Below are 17,716 nucleotides of genomic sequence, written 5' to 3' on the forward strand. Positions count from 1 at the left end.
TCTCTATAGGTTTGCGATGTTGTCGATAGGCTCCGCAAATGCAGAGTAGAGTTGTTCTCCACCTAACTGGCGGCAATAGCGCAGCGTTAAGGGTTCGCTATGATTGAGAGTCAGTGGGATGCTATTAATGCAGTCAACCAAGTCAGATTGCTGCTGTTTTTCTAGCTGGAGTTCAAACTGAAGAGATTCTCGATAAAGCGTGTCGCTGACATGGAGTTTCAGTTTGCGCCTGAACTCTCTGTAATTGAGTAGTAATGCTTCGGAGCGCCCTAAGCACTCTTCAACTCGATGCCAGTCTTGTTCTCTGAAGCAGATCTGCTGCTCGTCTAACCATTTGAGCAGCAGTAATAAGTTCACGTTACCTTTGAATTGATTCTGAAGATTCAAGCACGCCGCTTTTACCTCTCGCACGCTGTAATATTGCAAACTGAATTGCCATAAGCGTTCAAGGGTTAAAGAAATTTCGACGTGCTTTGAACTCATAGGCTATTGAACTCCTGTTCCATCTGTTCTAGTTCTTCTTGGAGAGACATCCACTCCATTTCGACATCTTCTAGTTCACCTTTGCTGTTAGCCTGAACAGCCAATACTTCATTAAGTTTAGCTTTATTTTCGGCTTCATAAAGGGAGTTGTCAGACAATTGCGTTTCAGCATCGGCTAATGCAGCGCCCAACTTATCCATTTTTTCTTCAAGCTTTGTCAGGTTTTTGCGAATTGGAGCCGTTTGCTTGCGGAACTCTGCTTCACGGCGTTTTTGATCTTTTTTCGCGGCGGCACTGTTGGTGCTATCCTTTGCAGGTTGCGCAGCTTGAGCTTCTTTTCGCTCTGCCTTCTGTTGATCCGTCAGCCATTTATAGTAGTCGTTTAAATCACCGTCGAATGGTGCAACTTGGCGGTCGTGAACAAGGTAAAGATCATCCGTTGTGGCTCTAAGTAGGTAGCGGTCGTGCGAAACGATCACCATCGCCCCTTCGAAGGTTTGCAATGCCAAAGTTAGAGCTTGGCGCATGTCCAAATCCAAGTGGTTGGTTGGCTCATCGAGTAGTAGCAAGTTTGGTTTTTGCCACACAATTAACGCGAGAACCAGACGCGCTTTTTCACCACCAGAGAAAGGCGCTACCTTTTCAAGCGCTTTATCACCTTGGAAACCAAAACTGCCTAAGTAGTTACGTAGTTCTAGCTCATTTTTATCAGGTGCTATCTGCATCATGTGCTGCAGTGGTGTTTCTTCAGGATGCAGTGTTTCCAATTGGTGCTGAGCAAAGTAACCAATTTTGACACCTTGTGAATAGGTAAGATCGCCACCTTGAGGATTAAGCTCACGTGATAGCAGCTTAATTAGTGTCGACTTACCCGCGCCGTTACGACCAAGTAGACCAATGCGGCTACCCGGTACCAGGTTAAGACGAATCTTCTCAAGAATTAAGTTGTCATCATAACCCGCCGAAACTTCGTCCATCATAATGATTGGATTAGGTAGTGCATCAGGGTCACGGAATTGGAAGCTAAATGGATTATCAAGCTGAGCGGGTAATACTTTTTCCATACGCTCAAGTGCTTTAATACGACTTTGCGCTTGGCGAGCTTTTGATGCCTTATAGCGGAAACGGTCAATGTAGCTTTGCATGTGCGACATCTGTTTCTGCTGCTTCTCAAATTGTGCTTGTTGCAGGATCAGCTTTTGTGCGCGTTGCTCTTCAAACGAAGAGTAGTTACCGGTGTACTCATTAAGCTGTTGGTTTTCTACGTGGATAACGCGACCAACGATCGGGTCTAGGAAGTCTCGGTCGTGAGAGATCAAAACTAAAGTGCCTGGATAGTTTTGTAGCCAGCGTTCTAGCCACATTACTGCATCCAAGTCTAAGTGGTTGGTCGGTTCATCGAGTAGCAATAGGTCGGAGCGACAAAGCAGGGCTTGAGCTAAGTTAAGGCGCATACGCCAACCACCGGAAAACTGAGTTAAGTTCCAGCTCATTTGCTCTTGGCTAAAACCTAAACCATCCAATAGTTCTGCTGCGCGAGCACGAATACTGTAGCCGCCAATGGTTTCGATCTTACCGTGGATTTCAGCAACCAGAGTGCCGTTATCTTTTTGTTCGGCATCAGCCAAATCTGATTCGAGACGACGATACTCGCGGTCACCATCAATTACGTATTCAATGGCACTGCGTTCTAAGGCTGGAGTTTCCTGAGCGACCCATGCCAGTTCCCAGTGTGCGGGTTTGCTAAAATTACCAGCATCAATAGAAAGTTCGTCCTTAATTAAGGCGAATAGGGTGGATTTGCCACAACCGTTTTTGCCCACAAGACCGACTTTATCGCCAGGGTGAATCGTTGCAGAGGCTTGATCAAGTAGCGGTTTGCCACCTCGAAGAAGCTGAATGCCAGAGAAGGTAATCATAATCTTTTGCTTTGTCTTTGCTCGTATTGCGTCGAATAGTAGGTTACTTAACTAGCTATGTCGATCGTTGCGTTATTGTAGCTAACCACGTATAACAATCTGATAACCTATAAAAACAATGATTTTGGCTTAAATTATAAGGATTGCTGTCCAAGGAATGCAGAACTTACCCTCCGACACACCTAAGGTATTGGTGATTTACGCTCATCCGGAGTCGCGAGATTCCGTTGCCAACCAAATGATGCTTAAGAAGATCGAGTCTCTTGAGCATGTCACTGTGCATGATCTTTATGCTCACTACCCTGACTTTTTTATTGATGTTAATGCTGAACATCAATTGCTTAATGATCATGATGTGATCGTCTTTCATCATCCTCTCTATATGTATTCTTGTCCTGCTTTGTTGAAAGAGTGGATGGATCGAGTGTTGGGCAAAGGCTTTGCGTTTGGTAATGGCGAGGCACTTAAAGGAAAGTACTGGCGCAGTGTTATCACCACTGGAGGTAAGGAAGAGGCATTTGGCCAAGGGGGATACAACCGTTACCCACTATCAGAAATTCTGCAGCCATTCGAATTGACGGCTGCATTGTGCCAGATGTTTTGGATTGAGCCATTAGTGCTTTACTGGGCGCGTAATGTCTCGGAGATGGAGCGCTATCAACATGCTGAGCGTTACCGTCAATGGCTAAATGACCCATTGATGTCCTATTCTGAACAAGTAGGAGGGTAGCATGGCATTAGAAAATGACTTTCTGCAAAGTAGTGCAATTTTCTTAACTGCAGCAGTTGTAGCAGTGCCTCTTGCCCAGCGATTGGGTCTGGGATCGGTATTAGGCTATTTGTTGGCGGGTGTCGCGATCGGGCCTTGGGGACTTGGGCTGATCAGTGATGTTGATGCGATTCTTCATTTCGCTGAATTTGGGGTTGTACTGCTGCTGTTCTTGATAGGTCTAGAGCTAAACCCAAAGAAGCTACTGCAAATGAAAGGGCCAATATTGGGTCTCGGCGGGGCACAGGTTTTGGTTACGACCATGGTGTTAGCGAGTGTCGCATACCTTGCAGGAACGTCGTGGCAAACCAGTTTAGTTATCGGTATGGGGTTGGCACTTTCTTCTACAGCAATCGCATTAAGAGTAATTGAAGAGCAAGGGCTGGGAGGCAAAGAAGCAGGGCAGTCAGGTTTTGCTGTATTACTGTTCCAAGATATTGCTGTAATCCCAATGCTGGCTCTGCTCCCCGTTTTAGCCGGTAACACGGCAGGTGATTGGCTAGATGCACTATGGATGCTAGCTGGTGTCGGCGGCCTACTTGTCGGTGGTCACTTCTTACTACGACCTCTATTTCGTTATGTTGTGTTAAGTGGTGTGCGTGAACTCTTTACCGTAGCAGCATTACTTCTTGTGATTGGTATTGCACTGATGATGAAGCAGCTAGGTCTATCGATGGCATTGGGGACATTCCTTGCCGGGGTACTACTGGCAGAAAGCGAATACCGCCATGAATTAGAAATAGCAATCGAGCCTTTCAAAGGTCTGCTTCTTGGTCTGTTCTTTATCGCTGTGGGTATGGCGGTCAACTTGGGTTTGTTGGCGTTAGAACCATTTGCTGTATTGTCAGCAGTCATCGGATTGGTGATTGTGAAAGGGATGATTCTTTATCTCTTGGCGCGTATCGCTGGCAGCCGACCAAAAGCACGTAGCAAGATGGCAGCAATATTGAGCCAAGGTGGTGAGTTTGCTTTCGTCATTTTTACTGCAGCGGCAACAGAAGGTTTACTAGACCGCGAACAGACCGCGTTCTTGTTAGTTGTGGTGAGTTTGTCGATGGTAACAACGCCTCTACTTTTGATGGCTCAAAGTAAATGGTATGCACGTGGTCTTAATGCTGGTGCGAGTGATGAACTAAAAACGGATATCATCAACAAACAACCGCGTGTCATCATTGCTGGTTTTGGTCGTTTTGGTCAGATTATTGGCCGTTTAATGTATGCCAACAAAATTAAAGTGACGGTACTGGAAAGCGATGCTAGCCAAATTCAGTTACTGAGGAAATATGGCTATAAAGTCTTTTACGGTGATGCGACACAAGTTGACCTGTTAAGAGCGGCGGGTGCAGACAAAGCGGAAGCGATGATCATCTGTACCGACTCTCCAGATGAAATCATGCAGATCATTGAACTCTGCCAGGCGAACTTCCCAAATCTTAAGTTATTGGCTCGTGCTCGAAGTCGTGTTGAAGCCTATCAATTGCTTAGTCACGGTGTAGAGAGCTATTCGCGTGAAACTTTCTTAGGTGCATTAGATTTAGGCCGACAAGCCTTGATCGATTTGGGCATGCATCCATATCAAGCAAAGCGAGCTGAAGCGCATTTTCGAAAATTAGATAATGCTATGCTCAAGGAATTGCTTCCTCAGCATAATGATGACAAACAATTGGCCCAAAGAGCCAAAGAAGCCCGTAAAGAACTAGAAGAGATTTTTGGTCGTGAAATGGAAAGCGATCAGCAAGCGAAGAACTTCTGGGAATAAACTAGTGAAATAAATAGAGATGAAAAAAAGATTTATCGCAGGCGCCAGCTGCCCTAAATGTGCTCAACAAGACACATTACGCTGGTGGATAGAGAACAATATTGAATTAGTAGAATGTGTTGAGTGTGGTCATCAAGATCAACGAACACCAGAATCCGTCGATACCGCGGAACACGGTGGCCAAGAAATGATCGGTATTTTTAAGCCTGATTGATTGAGTTTCTCTAAATCATCCCCATAATACCCCCATAGAAAGTTTGACGACCATTGTTGTAGCAATGGTCCTTTATTCTCCTTGGAGTAAATATGAAAATTGAAAAGAACGTAGTAGTAAGTCTTGCTTACCAAGTAAAACTAGAAGACGGTGTTGTTGTTGACCAATCAACGACTGAAGCACCTCTAGATTACCTACACGGCAACAACAACCTAATCACAGGTCTTGAAACTGCACTAGAAGGTAAGGAAGCGGGCGCTAAGTTCTCTGTAACTGTTTCTCCAGAAGAAGCGTACGGCGAGCACAACGACGCACTAGTACAACGCGTTCCTGCTAACGTGTTCCAAGGCGTTGAAGAGATCGAAGTAGGTATGCGCTTCCTAGCGGACACTGACCAAGGTCCAATCCCTGTTGAAGTAACAGAAGTAGATGGCGACGAAGTTGTTGTAGATGGCAACCACATGCTTGCTGGCCAAACACTGACATTTGATGTTGAAGTTGTTGCTCTACGTGAAGCTACAGCAGAAGAGATTGAGCACGGTCACGTGCACCAAGCTGGCGGTTGTGGTCACGACCACGATCACGAAGGCGGTTGCTGTGGTGGCGAAGGCCATGACCACGGTGAAGAGAAAAAAGACGGTTGTTGCGGTGGCGGCAGCTGCGGTTCTCACTAATCCATTAGCGATTAGCTAGATATGAAAAGGCGTTTCCTGCTGTACGGGAAACGCCTTTTTTGTTATTTAAAAGCTTATCAACCAGTTTAGATATATAGATGGAGACTCTCATGAGCCAACCTTTTTCAATCGCGATTCATGGCGGTGCTGGAACGATTTTACGTGAGCAAATGAGTGATGAACTGAAATCCTCTATCTTGTCTGATCTCGAAACTTCTGTGCGTGCAGGGTACAAAATATTGCAGGAGTCAGGTGACGCTCTTGATGCAGTAGTGGTGGCAGTAAAGGTGTTGGAAGACTCGCCGAACTTCAACGCCGGTAAAGGCTCAGTATTAACCCACAAAGAGATGGTTGAGATGGATGCCTCTGTCATGCATGGCAAATCTCTCGATGCGGGGGCTGTTGCTGGTGTTCGCCATATTAAAAACCCAATCGAGCTTGCTCGTGATGTGATGACTAAAAGCAATCATGTCCTTCTGATAGGTGAAGGGGCTGAAGAGTTCGCATTTGAACACGACTACCAGTTTACTGAGCAAGACTACTTCTTTACGGACCGACGTTATGAGCAGCTACTGTCAATGAAAGAGAAAGGGCTGTTTGCGCTTTCTGAGTCAAAGTATCCAGATGACAAAAAATTCGGCACGGTTGGGGCGGTGGCACTTGATCAGCAAGGTAACCTAGCTGCGGCGACAAGTACAGGAGGAGTGACCAACAAAAAGTACGGTCGCGTTGGAGACTCCTCAATCATTGGTGCAGGCACTTATGCTGAGAATGGCAATGTTGCGGTATCAACGACGGGGATGGGGGAATACTTTATCCGTAAAACTGTTGCAGGTGATGTAGCAGCAAGAATGCGCTATCTAAAGGAAGACGTGCACACGGCGAGTGAAACCGTCATTCAAGGTGAACTCAAAGATATGGGCGGTGAAGGTGGCTTAATTGCAGTTGATGCTCAAGGCGAGCTGCACTTTGCGATGAACAGTTCAGGAATGTATCGAGCTGGCATTGATGCCGACGGCAATTTCAGCGTTAAGATATATGCTGATGAGTAATCTGAATCTAGTTGATTTATCTAAGCCTTAAGCTAACTGGCTGATTTATTTCGGCCTTAGTTTCAGCCCTATTGGATTTACACCATATTACGCTTGCATGATTAAAAAATGACTGCAAGAAATGTGATTCAGTGCTAGAATCCATTTTTAACTAGCAACAGATACTGGAAAGATGGGAAATAACGTAGTCGTTCTGGGCACCCAATGGGGTGACGAAGGTAAAGGTAAAATTGTTGACCTTTTAACTGAAGATGCAAAATATGTGGTTCGCTACCAAGGCGGTCACAATGCTGGTCACACTCTTGTAATTGACGGTGAAAAAACCGTTCTTCACTTAATTCCATCAGGCATCCTACGCGATAACGTAAAATGTGTTATCGGTAACGGCGTTGTACTATCGCCTGAAGCACTTCTTAAAGAAATGAAGCCTCTAGAAGAGCGCGGTATCCCAGTGCGCGAGCGTCTTTTCGTTTCTGAAGCTTGTCCTCTAATTCTTCCGTACCACATCGCTATCGACAACGCGCGTGAAATCGCTCGTGGCGCGAAAGCTATCGGTACAACTGGTCGTGGTATCGGTCCAGCTTACGAAGATAAAGTTGCTCGTCGCGGTCTACGCGTTGGTGACCTTTTCGATAAAGAAATGTTCGCTGAGAAGCTAAAAGAAGTAATGGAATTCCATAACTTCCAACTAGAGCACTTCTACAAAGCTGAAACAGTAAGCTACGAAGAAGTACTTGAGCAGTGCATGGGTTACGCAGATCTACTAACTTCTATGGTTATGGACGTAACAGACGAACTAGACGCAGCACGTAAGCGCGGCGACAAGATCATGTTCGAAGGTGCTCAAGGTACTCTACTAGATATCGACCACGGTACTTACCCATACGTAACTTCTTCTAACACGACTGCTGGTGGTGTTGCTGCAGGTTCAGGTTTCGGTCCTCGTCACATCGGTTACATCCTAGGTATTACTAAGGCGTACTGTACTCGCGTTGGCTCAGGTCCATTCCCGACAGAACTTTACGACGGTCTAGATAAGCAAGACCCAGTTGGTAAGCACCTAGGCGATGTTGGCCACGAGTTTGGTGCAACAACAGGTCGTCTACGTCGTACAGGTTGGTTTGATGCAGTAGCAATGCGTCGTGCAATCCAAATCAACTCTCTAACAGGTATGTGTCTAACTAAGCTAGACGTTCTTGATGGTCTAAAAGAGATCAAGATCTGTACTGGTTACAAGATGAAAGATGGCACTATCCTAGAAGTTTCTCCAATGGCTGCTGAATCTTTCGAAGAAGCAACGCCAATCTACGAAACAATGCCAGGTTGGTCTGAGACTACATTTGGTGCTAAGTCAATCGACGCGCTTCCACAAGCTGCTCTTGACTACATCAAACGTATCGAAGAGCTAACGGGTGTACCAGTAGACATCATCTCTACAGGTCCAGACCGTAACGAAACAATCATTAAAGTTCACCCATACGGTGCATAATTTCTGATTGTTCAGAGACTTAAAAAGCCAGCGTTTATCGCTGGCTTTTTTTTGACTTTTTTTCCTTGCGATCTGAGTTGCTTACGGCAACAATTTGCCAAATAGCGGCAATTTTGATTAAAGAGTTAGCACCGTTTGCCGATAAAGTTATCAAGCTTGCCGCATAGAACGGCAAATAACTCACTGTTTGCCGATCAAGGTCGTTTTGGCAGCAGCATAGAAATCGAAGTAAAGAGTGCAGAAAATGAAGCTAAGGAAATTAGCGGCTTCGATGGTATTAGCGTTGAGCGCATCCGTTGTTCAGGCGAATGATTCGCCTAATATTGGTGAGCCAGTGCCAATTTATACCGAAGCTGAACTAATTAAACTGATTAATAACAACCAGCATTTAGAACGTGTAAAGGCGGATAGCTGCCAGCTAGTGGAAGACATCGTTGCGCGTGCGACTCGTATCAGCCTGCCAGCATACGAATTTTTGTATGGCGATATGCTAGCGTGGGGAGTGTGTGTTGAGCAAGACGTTGAGCTTGGTCTTTACTACATGGAAAACGCAGCGCATCAAGGCTTGCCAGCCGCACTTGAGCAAATTGGTCGTTACTACTCGCGTGGCACGATCGTGCAGCAAGATAAAGAGCGAGCGATTCCCTATCTACGTGAAGCAGCGGCGATGGGTAACTTAAATGCACGTATCCATCTTGCAGAACTGCTGCTACGTGATTACGGCAGTCCTTTAGATTACGAAGATGCTTACCGCTGGTTATACAACTCCGTCACTGCTGACCAACGAACGCACAAGCGTATTAGTGTGTTAAGGCAAGGACTAGAAAGGCGAATGCCACAGAACATCATTGCTCGAGCGAAAAAGCGCGACACGTTCTGGTAATCGGTTAAAGTCTCGACAGCACCTGACTCACTGCACTCAGTTGGTTGCGATAGATACAAAAATGCCCAGCACTTGCTGGGCATTGTCATTATTGGTCAGTCGTTATTGAACAACTTCACCCGATTCGATAACAGTTTCACGAACAACTTTTGTGAACTCTAATGCTTCTTCGCGGATTTTATCTTCATCAACGGTTAGCATTTCACGATCTTTCATGATGATGTTGCCATCAACAATAGTGTGCTTAACGTTCGCTGAGTTAGCAGAGTAAACCAGTGCTGAGTATGGGTTGTAAACTGGAACCATGTTTGGTGCTTTAGTATCAACCACGATGATGTCTGCAAGCTTACCTGTTTCAAGTGAGCCAATTTTGTCTTCCATGTGCAGTGCTTTCGCAGCGCCCATTGTTGCCATATCAATTACTTTAATTGGTGGCATTGCAGCACGGTCTTTATTGACTAGCTTGTGAACTTTGGCTACTTGGTTGAACTCATCAATTGTGCTTAGTGTGTTACCAGACATTGGGCCGTCTGTACCAAGACCAATACGTACATCTTCATCGTACATCTTAAGTGCTGGTGATACGCCTTTTGCCGACTTGATGTTAGCACTCATATTATGAGCAACACCCATGTCTGACTCTTTCACAAGTTTGATGTCTTCATCATCAACCAAGATCATATGTGCGCCAACAAGGTTTTTGTTTAGAGCGCCGATACTATGCATGTATTGAACTGGAGACATACCGTCAGCACGTTTTGCAATCTTCTCTTCTTCACGATGAGATTCAGCAAGGTGAATCATTACCGGCACATCGTGTTCTAGAGATAGCTTAGCAACTTTTTGCAGAATCTCAGTGGTGTTTGTGTAAGGTGCATGCGGTGCGAAAGCTGGAGTAATACGCGGGTGATCTTTGTACTCTTCGATAAAGTTCAGAGCGTATTTGATTCCTTCTTCTGCGTTAGCTGCATCTGCTACCGGGAATTTGATTACCGTTTCACCTAGTACTGCACGCATACCGATTTCATCAACCGTCTTTGCTACTTCATCTTCAAAGTAGTACATGTCTGCGTAAGTCGTGACACCGCCTTTAACCATCTCAACGTTACCGAGGTTCGCACCAATTCGAACCATATCACGTGATACAAGTTTTGCTTCAAGCGGGAAGATGTAGCGGTGTAGGCGATCTGGCACATCATCAGCCAGTGAACGGAACACGGTCATTGATACGTGAGTATGTGTGTTGATAAGACCTGGCATTACAATATCACCATCAACATCTAACACCTTTTTAGCGTCGTATTGTTTTTCCAGTGATTCGTCGCCAACAGCAATAATCTTATTACCTTTAACGACTACGGTGCCATTTTCATAAACAGTTTTATCTTGGTTCATAGTAAGAACCATTGCATCAGTGATCATCAGATCGACTTTTTCAGCCGCAGACGCTGCCGCAGAAAACAGACCTAGACCTGCAATTGCCGTTGCTAGCAATGTACGTTTCATACTCATAAAAACACCTGTAGTAAAAAGGGAGTAAAATTTGCCTGAATCATACCCCTTTCTTTACTTGTTGCAATCGTTTGCCTTGTCACTTGCATAGAAGTGTGATCTTTATCGTATGGCGTAAAGAGATATTAAAGGAGATGCTAAGTTATGAAAAAGGTGCGGAAAAAAGAGGAATTTAAGTCGACTTACCTGTGCCTTGAACGGGGACTCGGATATACTAGTTTTAATTCCCTTCCTTCTTAATTAGGCGCGCCTATGTCAGACAATACCCATAATGACCCATTTGCAGCTCGTGAATCGGAAAATTATGAAAACCCGATTCCAAGCCGAGAGTTTATCCTTGAGTTTTTAAGTCAAGCAGGGGTTCCGATGAACCGTAATGATCTGTTTGATGCATTGAAGCTGTCAGGAGAGGATCACTACGAAGGGCTACGTCGCAGATTGAGAGCGATGGAGCGTGATGGTCAACTCGTGTTTACTCGTCGTCAATGTTATGCGTTGCCAGAAAAACTCGAAATGGTTAAAGGCTATGTTATTGGTCATAAAGATGGCCATGGATGGGTGCGCCCAGAAGGAAGTGTTGGCAAAGATAAAGATATTGTCCTGCCACACCACCAAATGAAAAACATCATTCATGGTGACTATGTGTTGGTTCAGCCAACAGAAAATTCAAAGCGTGGCCGTAAGGAAGGACGATTGGTTCGCGTTTTGGAAGAGCGCCAAACTCAAATTGTTGGTCGTTTCTTCTTAGAGTACGGTTACTCTTACGTTGTGCCTGATGATTCTCGTATTAGCCAAGACATCCTAATCCCCAATGATCTTCGTGCCGGTGCTCGTATGGGGAACGTTGTGGTGATTGAGATTACCGACCGTGGTTCACGCTCTCGTGGCATGATGGGTAAAGTAGTGGAAGTACTTGGTGAAAATATGGCACCGGGTATGGAAACGCAAATTGCGATTCGTACACACCAGATCCCGCATGAGTGGCCAGAAGCTGTCGACAAACAGATCGAAGGCTTAGGTGAAGAAGTGCCAGAAGAAGCAAAAGTAGGTCGTGTTGACCTTCGTGAATTGCCTCTAGTGACGATTGATGGTGAAGATGCGCGTGACTTTGATGATGCTGTCTACTGTGAGAAGAAGAAAAGCGGTGGCTGGCGTTTATGGGTAGCGATTGCAGATGTGAGCTACTATGTTCGTCCAGACTCTGCATTAGATAAAGAAGCGATTAACCGTGGTAACTCGGTTTATTTCCCATCTCAAGTTGTCCCAATGCTGCCGGAAGTGCTGTCCAATGGCCTTTGTTCATTGAACCCACAAGTTGACCGACTATGTATGGTGTGTGAGATGACTATCTCGGAAACGGGTAAGTTATCAGGCTATAAACATTATGAAGCGGTAATGAACTCGCATGCTCGCCTGACCTACAACAAGGTACATGACATTCTAGAAGGGGATGAAGAGCTACGTACTCGTTATGAACCTGTTGTCCCACACCTGGAAGAGCTGCACAAGATGTATAAAGTGCTTAAACATGCTCGTGATAATCGTGGTGCGATTGAATTTGAAACCGTAGAGACTAAGTTCATTTTCAATGCTGAGCGTAAGATTGACAGTATTGAACCAGTAATCCGTAACGATGCGCATAAGATCATCGAAGAATGTATGATTCTGGCGAACATAGCTTCTGCTTCATTGGTCGAGAAAGCAAAAGAACCGGCACTTTATCGTATCCACGAATCTCCAGGGGAATTACGCTTACAAGGCTTCCGTGATTTCTTAGGTGAGCTTGGTCTGCATCTTAATGGTGGGTTAGAACCATCTCCGACAGATTATGCTGATCTGGTTAAGTTGATTGCTGAACGCCAAGACAAAGAACTTATTCAAACTATGTTGCTGCGCTCTATGAAGCAAGCCGTGTACAACGCTGACAACTGTGGCCACTTTGGTTTGGCTCTAAAACGCTATGCACACTTTACGTCGCCAATCCGTCGTTACCCAGACTTGCTGCTTCACCGTGCGATTAAGTACCTTATCGCGAAAGAGAATGGCACACTGAAAGATCGTTGGACGCCAACGGGTGGTTACCATTACTCATTCGATGATATGGATTTCTACGGTGAGCAATGTTCAATGACAGAGCGTCGTGCGGATGATGCAACTCGTGAAGTCTCTGACTGGCTGAAGTGTGAATACATGCAAGACCATGTTGGTGAAGAACTAGATGGTGTGATTGCCAACGTAACTGGCTTTGGCTTCTTTGTTCGATTGAGTGATCTGCATATCGATGGCCTAGTACATATTTCTGCACTAGCGAATGACTACTACCAATTTGACCCAATTGGTCAACGACTTATCGGTGAAAGCTTTGGTGCTATCTACCGCTTAGGTGATGCGGTGAAAGTTAAAGTACTGTCTGTGAACTTAGATGATCGACAAATTGACTTTGAATTAGTCGAAACTAGTCGTAAGCTACGCGGCGAAGGGAAGACCGCCAAGAAACGAGCGGCAGAGGCGAAGAGAAAAGCCAAAGAGAAGAAGCGCGCGGCAACTAAGGGTAAAGGTGCTAAAGCAAGCCCGTCGGTAGAACCAACTAAACGACCTGATAAGCCAGAGTCAAAAGGTCCGGCTAAGAAGCCTAAAGTGACTAAGGCTCGTAAAAAGAAGCCAGGCAGCAAGCCAAAGAAAACCAAGCGCTCTAATAAAGCAGCGCAGTAAAAAGAATTTAACCCAACAGGTTTTTAAATGAGTAACGAATTTATCTACGGTATTCACGCAGTAAAAGCGGTACTAGAGCGTGAACCAGAACGCTTTATCGAAGCATTTGTACTAAAAGGTCGTCAAGATGACCGCTTAATGCCGATCCTCAATGAACTGCAAGTGTGTGGCGTATCGATTCAACAGATGACACGTAAGACACTGGATGACAAAGCACGTGGTGCAAACCACCAAGGCATTATGGCTCGAGTGAAGCCGGCAAAGCAGCTAAACGAAAATGACTTAGATGACATTCTTGCGCAGCATGAGTCTCCACTTCTGCTAGTGCTTGATGGCGTGACGGACCCACATAACTTGGGTGCTTGTCTACGTAACGCAGATGCGGCAGGGGTTGCAGCGGTTATCGTACCAAAAGATAAGTCAGCGAATATTACAGCAACAGTAAGCAAAGTAGCATGTGGCGCAGCTGAAACAGTGCCTCTAGTGCGTGTAACTAACCTAGCTCGTACCATGCGTGCACTGCAAGAGCAGGGCGTGTGGTTTGTTGGTACAGCAGGTGAAGCAACGCACGATATTTACCAAGCTAAGTTAACGGGTTCGCTTGCGATTGTAATGGGTGCGGAAGGTGACGGTATGCGCCGCCTAACTCGTGAAACCTGTGATGACCTAATCAAGATCCCTATGGCAGGTAGTGTATCAAGCTTGAATGTATCCGTTGCTTCAGGTGTGTGTCTGTTTGAAGCAGTACGCCAGCGTTTAGCATAAGTAGCTACAACTCTATTTAAAAAGCGCAGACTGTTGGTTCAGTCTGCGCTTTTTTGTATAGCTTCGTTGTCTCTTTAGACTGACGAAAGATTAATGAATCAGCGTCGCCTTTTTCCTTCGTTTATTTTTCAAACAGCACTTGCATGTAAAACTGTGATCTGTATAATGCGTCGCACTGGTTAAGCCAGTTGTGAACCAATGAGCGAAGAGGAGCTAATAAATCTAAGGGTTTATTAGGTAATGTAGACTCAGCTTATGTTCGCGGTTAATACAATTAGCTACTTATTCTTCGGAATAACTATCCCCAGACGTGATTCTGGTACATAGGGGTAGTTAATCGAAAATTAACTGACAATACTTCCTAATCTTGGAAGTTACGGTTTCACATAAATCAATCGTACATTCTCTCGTCTTAACGAGTCTGAGTGGCGATATTGTTTGTGTAATTTTTAATATTGGAGCTCTGTCTCATGCAGAACCAACGTATCCGTATCCGCCTAAAAGCTTTCGATTACAAACTAATCGATGCTTCTACAGCGGAAATCGTTGAAACAGCTAAGCGCACTGGCGCACAGGTTCGTGGTCCAATCCCACTACCTACTCGTAAAGAGCGTTTCACAGTTCTTATCTCTCCACACGTTAACAAGAAAGCACGTGACCAGTACGAAATTCGTACTCACAAGCGTCTAATCGACATCGTTGAGCCAACAGACAAAACTGTTGATGCTCTAATGCGTCTAGACCTTGCTGCGGGCGTTGACGTTCAAATTAGCCTAGGTTAAGGGAGATTAGAAGAATGATTGGTCTAATCGGTCGTAAAGTGGGCATGACCCGCGTATTTACTGAAGAAGGCGTTTCTATCCCAGTAACAGTTGTTGAGGTTGAAGCTAACCGTGTTTCTCAAGTTAAAACACTTGATACAGACGGCTACGCAGCAATCCAGGTAACTACTGGTGCTAAGAAAGCTAACCGCGTATCTAAGCCAGAAGCAGGTCACTTTGCTAAAGCTGGTGTTGAAGCAGGTCGTGGTCTTTGGGAATTCCGTTTGGAAAACGGTGAAGAGTTCGCAGTTGGCGCTGAGCTAACAGTTGAACTATTCAACGATACTAAGAAAGTAGACGTTACTGGTACATCTAAGGGTAAAGGTTTCCAAGGCGCTGTTAAGCGTTGGAACTTCCGTACTCAAGATATGACTCACGGTAACTCATTGTCTCACCGTGCTCCTGGTTCTATTGGCCAATGTCAAACTCCAGGTCGCGTATTTAAAGGCAAGAAAATGGCAGGTCACATGGGTGCTGAGCGTGTAACGACTCAAAACCTAGAGATCGTACGTGTTGACGCTGAGCGCAATCTGCTTCTTATTAAAGGTGCAGTCCCAGGCGCAACTGGCGGTAACGTGATCGTTAAACCAGCTGTTAAAGCATAACGTCTCAGGAGTAAGTAATGGAACTAATGGTTAAAGGTGCTGATGCACTAACTGTTTCCGAAACTACTTTCGGACGTGAGTTTAACGAAGCTCTTGTACACCAAGTAGTTGTTGCGTTTGCAGCAGGTGCTCGTCAAGGTACTCGTGCTCAGAAAACACGTTCAGAAGTTTCTGGCGGTGGCGCTAAGCCATGGCGTCAAAAAGGTACTGGCCGTGCACGTGCTGGTACAATCCGTAGCCCAATCTGGCGTACAGGTGGTGTTACTTTTGCTGCGAAACCACAAGATCACAGCCAAAAAGTAAACAAAAAAATGTACCGTGGTGCTATGAAGAGCATTCTTTCTGAGCTAGTTCGTCAAGAGCGTCTAATCGTTGTTGATAACTTCTCAGTAGAAGCACCAAAGACTAAAGAACTAGTTGCTAAGCTTAAAGAGCTTGAGCTAACTGACGCTTTAATCGTGACTAGCGAAGTAGATGAGAACCTATTCTTAGCTGCTCGTAACCTATACAAAGTTGACGCTCGTGACGTTGCTGGTATTGACCCAGTTTCTCTAATCGCGTTTGACAAAGTTGTAATTACTGCTGATGCAGTTAAACAAGTAGAGGAGATGCTAGCATGATCACTGAAGAGCGTATCCTAAAAGTTCTACGTGCACCGCACATCTCTGAAAAAGCAACTATGGCAGCTGAGAAAGCGAACACTATCGTTTTCAAAGTAGCTAAAGATGCAACTAAAAAAGAGATCAAAGCAGCTGTAGAAAAGCTATTTGAAGTTGAAGTTAAGTCTGTAAATACTCTTATCACTAAGGGTAAGACCAAACGTCAGGGTCTACGCCAAGGTCGCCGCAGCGACGTTAAGAAAGCGTACGTTACTCTGAAAGAAGGTCAAGATCTTGACTTCGTTGGCGGCGCGGAATAACAGGAGTAGTTAAGAATGGCTATTGTTAAATGTAAGCCGACTTCCCCTGGTCGTCGTCACGTTGTTAAAGTTGTTAACGCTGACCTACACAAGGGCAAGCCATACGCACCTCTTCTAGAGAAAAACTCTAAGAACGGTGGTCGTAACAACAACGGTCGTATCACAGTACGTCACATCGGCGGTGGTCACAAGCACCACTACCGTGTAATTGACTTCAAACGTACTAAAGACGGTATCCCAGCGAAAGTTGAGCGTCTTGAATACGATCCAAACCGTAGCGCTAACATCGCTCTAGTTCTGTACGCAGACGGTGAGCGTCGTTACATCCTAGCACCTAAAGGTGTTAACGCAGGTGATGCAATCCAGTCAGGTGTTGATGCACCAATCAAAGCTGGTAACACTCTACCAATGCGTAACATCCCAGTAGGTTCAACTGTACACAACGTTGAACTTAAGCCTGGTAAAGGTGGTCAGCTAGCTCGTTCGGCTGGTGCATATGCTCAAATCGTTGCTCGCGACGGTGCATACGTAACTATCCGTCTACGTTCTGGCGAAATGCGCAAAGTACTTTCTGAAGGCCGTGCAACAATCGGTGAAGTTGGTAACTCTGAGCACATGCTACGTGAACTTGGTAAAGCTGGTGCTAACCGCTGGCGCGGTGTTCGTCCAACCGTTCGCGGTGTGGTAATGAACCCAGTAGACCACCCACACGGTGGTGGTGAAGGCCGTACTTCTGGTGGTCGTCACCCAGTTTCACCATGGGGTCAGCCAACTAAAGGCTTCAAGACTCGTAAGAACAAACGCACTGACAAGTACATCGTACGTCGTCGTAACAAGTAATCTATATAAAGAGGAATCGCCATGCCACGTTCTCTCAAGAAAGGTCCATTTATTGACCTACACTTGCTGAAGAAGGTAGAGAAAGCGGTGGAAAGCGGAGACAAAAAGCCTATTAAGACTTGGTCCCGTCGTTCAATGATCATCCCATCAATGATTGGTTTGACCATCGCTGTCCATAATGGTCGTCAGCACGTACCAGTTTTCGTTACCGAAGAAATGATCGGTCACAAACTGGGTGAATTCGCACCAACTCGTACTTACCGCGGCCATGTCGTGGATAAGAAAGCGAAGAAGCGTTAA

General features: G+C 45.5%; 18 protein-coding genes. 15 read left to right on the top strand and 3 right to left on the bottom strand.

Going from position 1 to position 17,716, the window contains the following annotated elements; all coding sequences use genetic code 11:
- Nucleotides 1–3: 3 nt before the first annotated feature.
- Together AAFX28_RS10005 and AAFX28_RS10010 are read right to left on the bottom strand one after the other, a co-directional pair.
- The gene (locus tag AAFX28_RS10005) at nucleotides 4–483 is read right to left on the bottom strand and encodes a TIGR02444 family protein (protein ID WP_408687404.1); all 480 of its coding nucleotides are present in this window, start codon (nucleotides 481–483) and stop codon (nucleotides 4–6) included.
- Nucleotides 480–2,402, bottom strand: a complete 1,923-nt coding sequence (locus AAFX28_RS10010) for an ABC transporter ATP-binding protein (RefSeq protein ID WP_408687405.1) — start codon at nucleotides 2,400–2,402, stop codon at nucleotides 480–482. Before AAFX28_RS10010 ends, AAFX28_RS10005 begins: the two co-directional genes overlap by 4 nt.
- 157 nt (nucleotides 2,403–2,559) lie before the next feature.
- On the opposite strand from AAFX28_RS10010, the gene kefG reads away from it, so the two are divergent.
- The 7 genes from kefG to motX all read left to right on the top strand — a co-directional run bounded on the left by kefG (nucleotide 2,560) and on the right by motX (nucleotide 9,242).
- Entirely contained in the window at nucleotides 2,560–3,132 is a 573-nt protein-coding gene (gene kefG, locus AAFX28_RS10015) for a glutathione-regulated potassium-efflux system ancillary protein KefG (protein ID WP_408687407.1), read from the top strand.
- 1 nt (nucleotide 3,133) lies between these two features.
- Entirely contained in the window at nucleotides 3,134–4,930 is a 1,797-nt protein-coding gene (kefB, locus tag AAFX28_RS10020) for a glutathione-regulated potassium-efflux system protein KefB (RefSeq protein ID WP_408687409.1), read from the top strand.
- A 19-nt stretch (nucleotides 4,931–4,949) separates the two neighbouring features.
- Nucleotides 4,950–5,144, top strand: coding sequence for a YheV family putative zinc ribbon protein (locus tag AAFX28_RS10025; protein ID WP_408687410.1), 195 nt, complete (start codon nucleotides 4,950–4,952; stop codon nucleotides 5,142–5,144).
- Between the two features lie 92 nt (nucleotides 5,145–5,236).
- A complete protein-coding gene (gene slyD / locus AAFX28_RS10030) occupies nucleotides 5,237–5,818 on the top strand; it encodes a peptidylprolyl isomerase (RefSeq protein WP_408687412.1) in 582 nt (193 codons plus the stop codon).
- 110 nt (nucleotides 5,819–5,928) lie between these two features.
- Nucleotides 5,929–6,870 (top strand): isoaspartyl peptidase/L-asparaginase family protein, encoded by a 942-nt coding sequence (locus AAFX28_RS10035; protein ID WP_408687414.1) that lies wholly within the window; start codon nucleotides 5,929–5,931, stop codon nucleotides 6,868–6,870.
- Between the two features lie 172 nt (nucleotides 6,871–7,042).
- Nucleotides 7,043–8,359, top strand: a complete 1,317-nt coding sequence (locus tag AAFX28_RS10040) for an adenylosuccinate synthase (RefSeq protein WP_408687416.1) — start codon at nucleotides 7,043–7,045, stop codon at nucleotides 8,357–8,359.
- Between the two features lie 244 nt (nucleotides 8,360–8,603).
- Entirely contained in the window at nucleotides 8,604–9,242 is a 639-nt protein-coding gene (gene motX / locus AAFX28_RS10045) for a flagellar protein MotX (RefSeq protein WP_408687418.1), read from the top strand.
- A gap of 102 nt (nucleotides 9,243–9,344) precedes the next feature.
- Here the strand turns inward: motX and AAFX28_RS10050 are convergent, their stop codons facing one another.
- Nucleotides 9,345–10,754 carry an amidohydrolase gene (locus AAFX28_RS10050; RefSeq protein WP_408687419.1) on the bottom strand — a complete coding sequence of 470 codons (1,410 nt, stop codon included), beginning with the start codon at nucleotides 10,752–10,754 and terminating at the stop codon, nucleotides 9,345–9,347.
- Nucleotides 10,755–11,006: 252 nt separating this feature from the next.
- Between AAFX28_RS10050 and rnr the strand changes: the two genes are divergently transcribed.
- The 8 genes from rnr to rpsS all read left to right on the top strand — a co-directional run bounded on the left by rnr (nucleotide 11,007) and on the right by rpsS (nucleotide 17,716).
- Nucleotides 11,007–13,466, top strand: a complete 2,460-nt coding sequence (gene rnr / locus AAFX28_RS10055) for a ribonuclease R (RefSeq protein ID WP_408687421.1) — start codon at nucleotides 11,007–11,009, stop codon at nucleotides 13,464–13,466.
- A gap of 27 nt (nucleotides 13,467–13,493) precedes the next feature.
- On the top strand, nucleotides 13,494–14,231 hold the full coding sequence (rlmB, locus tag AAFX28_RS10060) for a 23S rRNA (guanosine(2251)-2'-O)-methyltransferase RlmB (protein WP_408687423.1): 738 nt from the start codon (nucleotides 13,494–13,496) through the stop codon (nucleotides 14,229–14,231).
- A gap of 470 nt (nucleotides 14,232–14,701) precedes the next feature.
- Complete coding sequence (gene rpsJ / locus AAFX28_RS10065; RefSeq protein ID WP_004410492.1) at nucleotides 14,702–15,013, top strand: 30S ribosomal protein S10; 312 nt, start codon at nucleotides 14,702–14,704, stop codon at nucleotides 15,011–15,013.
- Nucleotides 15,014–15,027: 14 nt separating this feature from the next.
- A complete protein-coding gene (gene rplC / locus AAFX28_RS10070; protein WP_004410480.1) occupies nucleotides 15,028–15,657 on the top strand; it encodes a 50S ribosomal protein L3 in 630 nt (209 codons plus the stop codon).
- Nucleotides 15,658–15,674: 17 nt separating this feature from the next.
- On the top strand, nucleotides 15,675–16,277 hold the full coding sequence (gene rplD / locus AAFX28_RS10075; protein WP_004410477.1) for a 50S ribosomal protein L4: 603 nt from the start codon (nucleotides 15,675–15,677) through the stop codon (nucleotides 16,275–16,277).
- On the top strand, nucleotides 16,274–16,576 hold the full coding sequence (gene rplW / locus AAFX28_RS10080; protein ID WP_004398471.1) for a 50S ribosomal protein L23: 303 nt from the start codon (nucleotides 16,274–16,276) through the stop codon (nucleotides 16,574–16,576). The genes rplD and rplW overlap by 4 nt, the downstream gene beginning before the upstream one ends.
- A gap of 15 nt (nucleotides 16,577–16,591) precedes the next feature.
- Nucleotides 16,592–17,416 (top strand): 50S ribosomal protein L2, encoded by an 825-nt coding sequence (gene rplB, locus AAFX28_RS10085; protein WP_004410474.1) that lies wholly within the window; start codon nucleotides 16,592–16,594, stop codon nucleotides 17,414–17,416.
- Nucleotides 17,417–17,437: 21 nt separating this feature from the next.
- On the top strand, nucleotides 17,438–17,716 hold the full coding sequence (gene rpsS, locus AAFX28_RS10090) for a 30S ribosomal protein S19 (protein ID WP_004410465.1): 279 nt from the start codon (nucleotides 17,438–17,440) through the stop codon (nucleotides 17,714–17,716).

Origin of the sequence: Vibrio sp. TBV020, assembly GCF_046056895.1 — a bacterium.
Classification (GTDB): domain Bacteria; phylum Pseudomonadota; class Gammaproteobacteria; order Enterobacterales; family Vibrionaceae; genus Vibrio.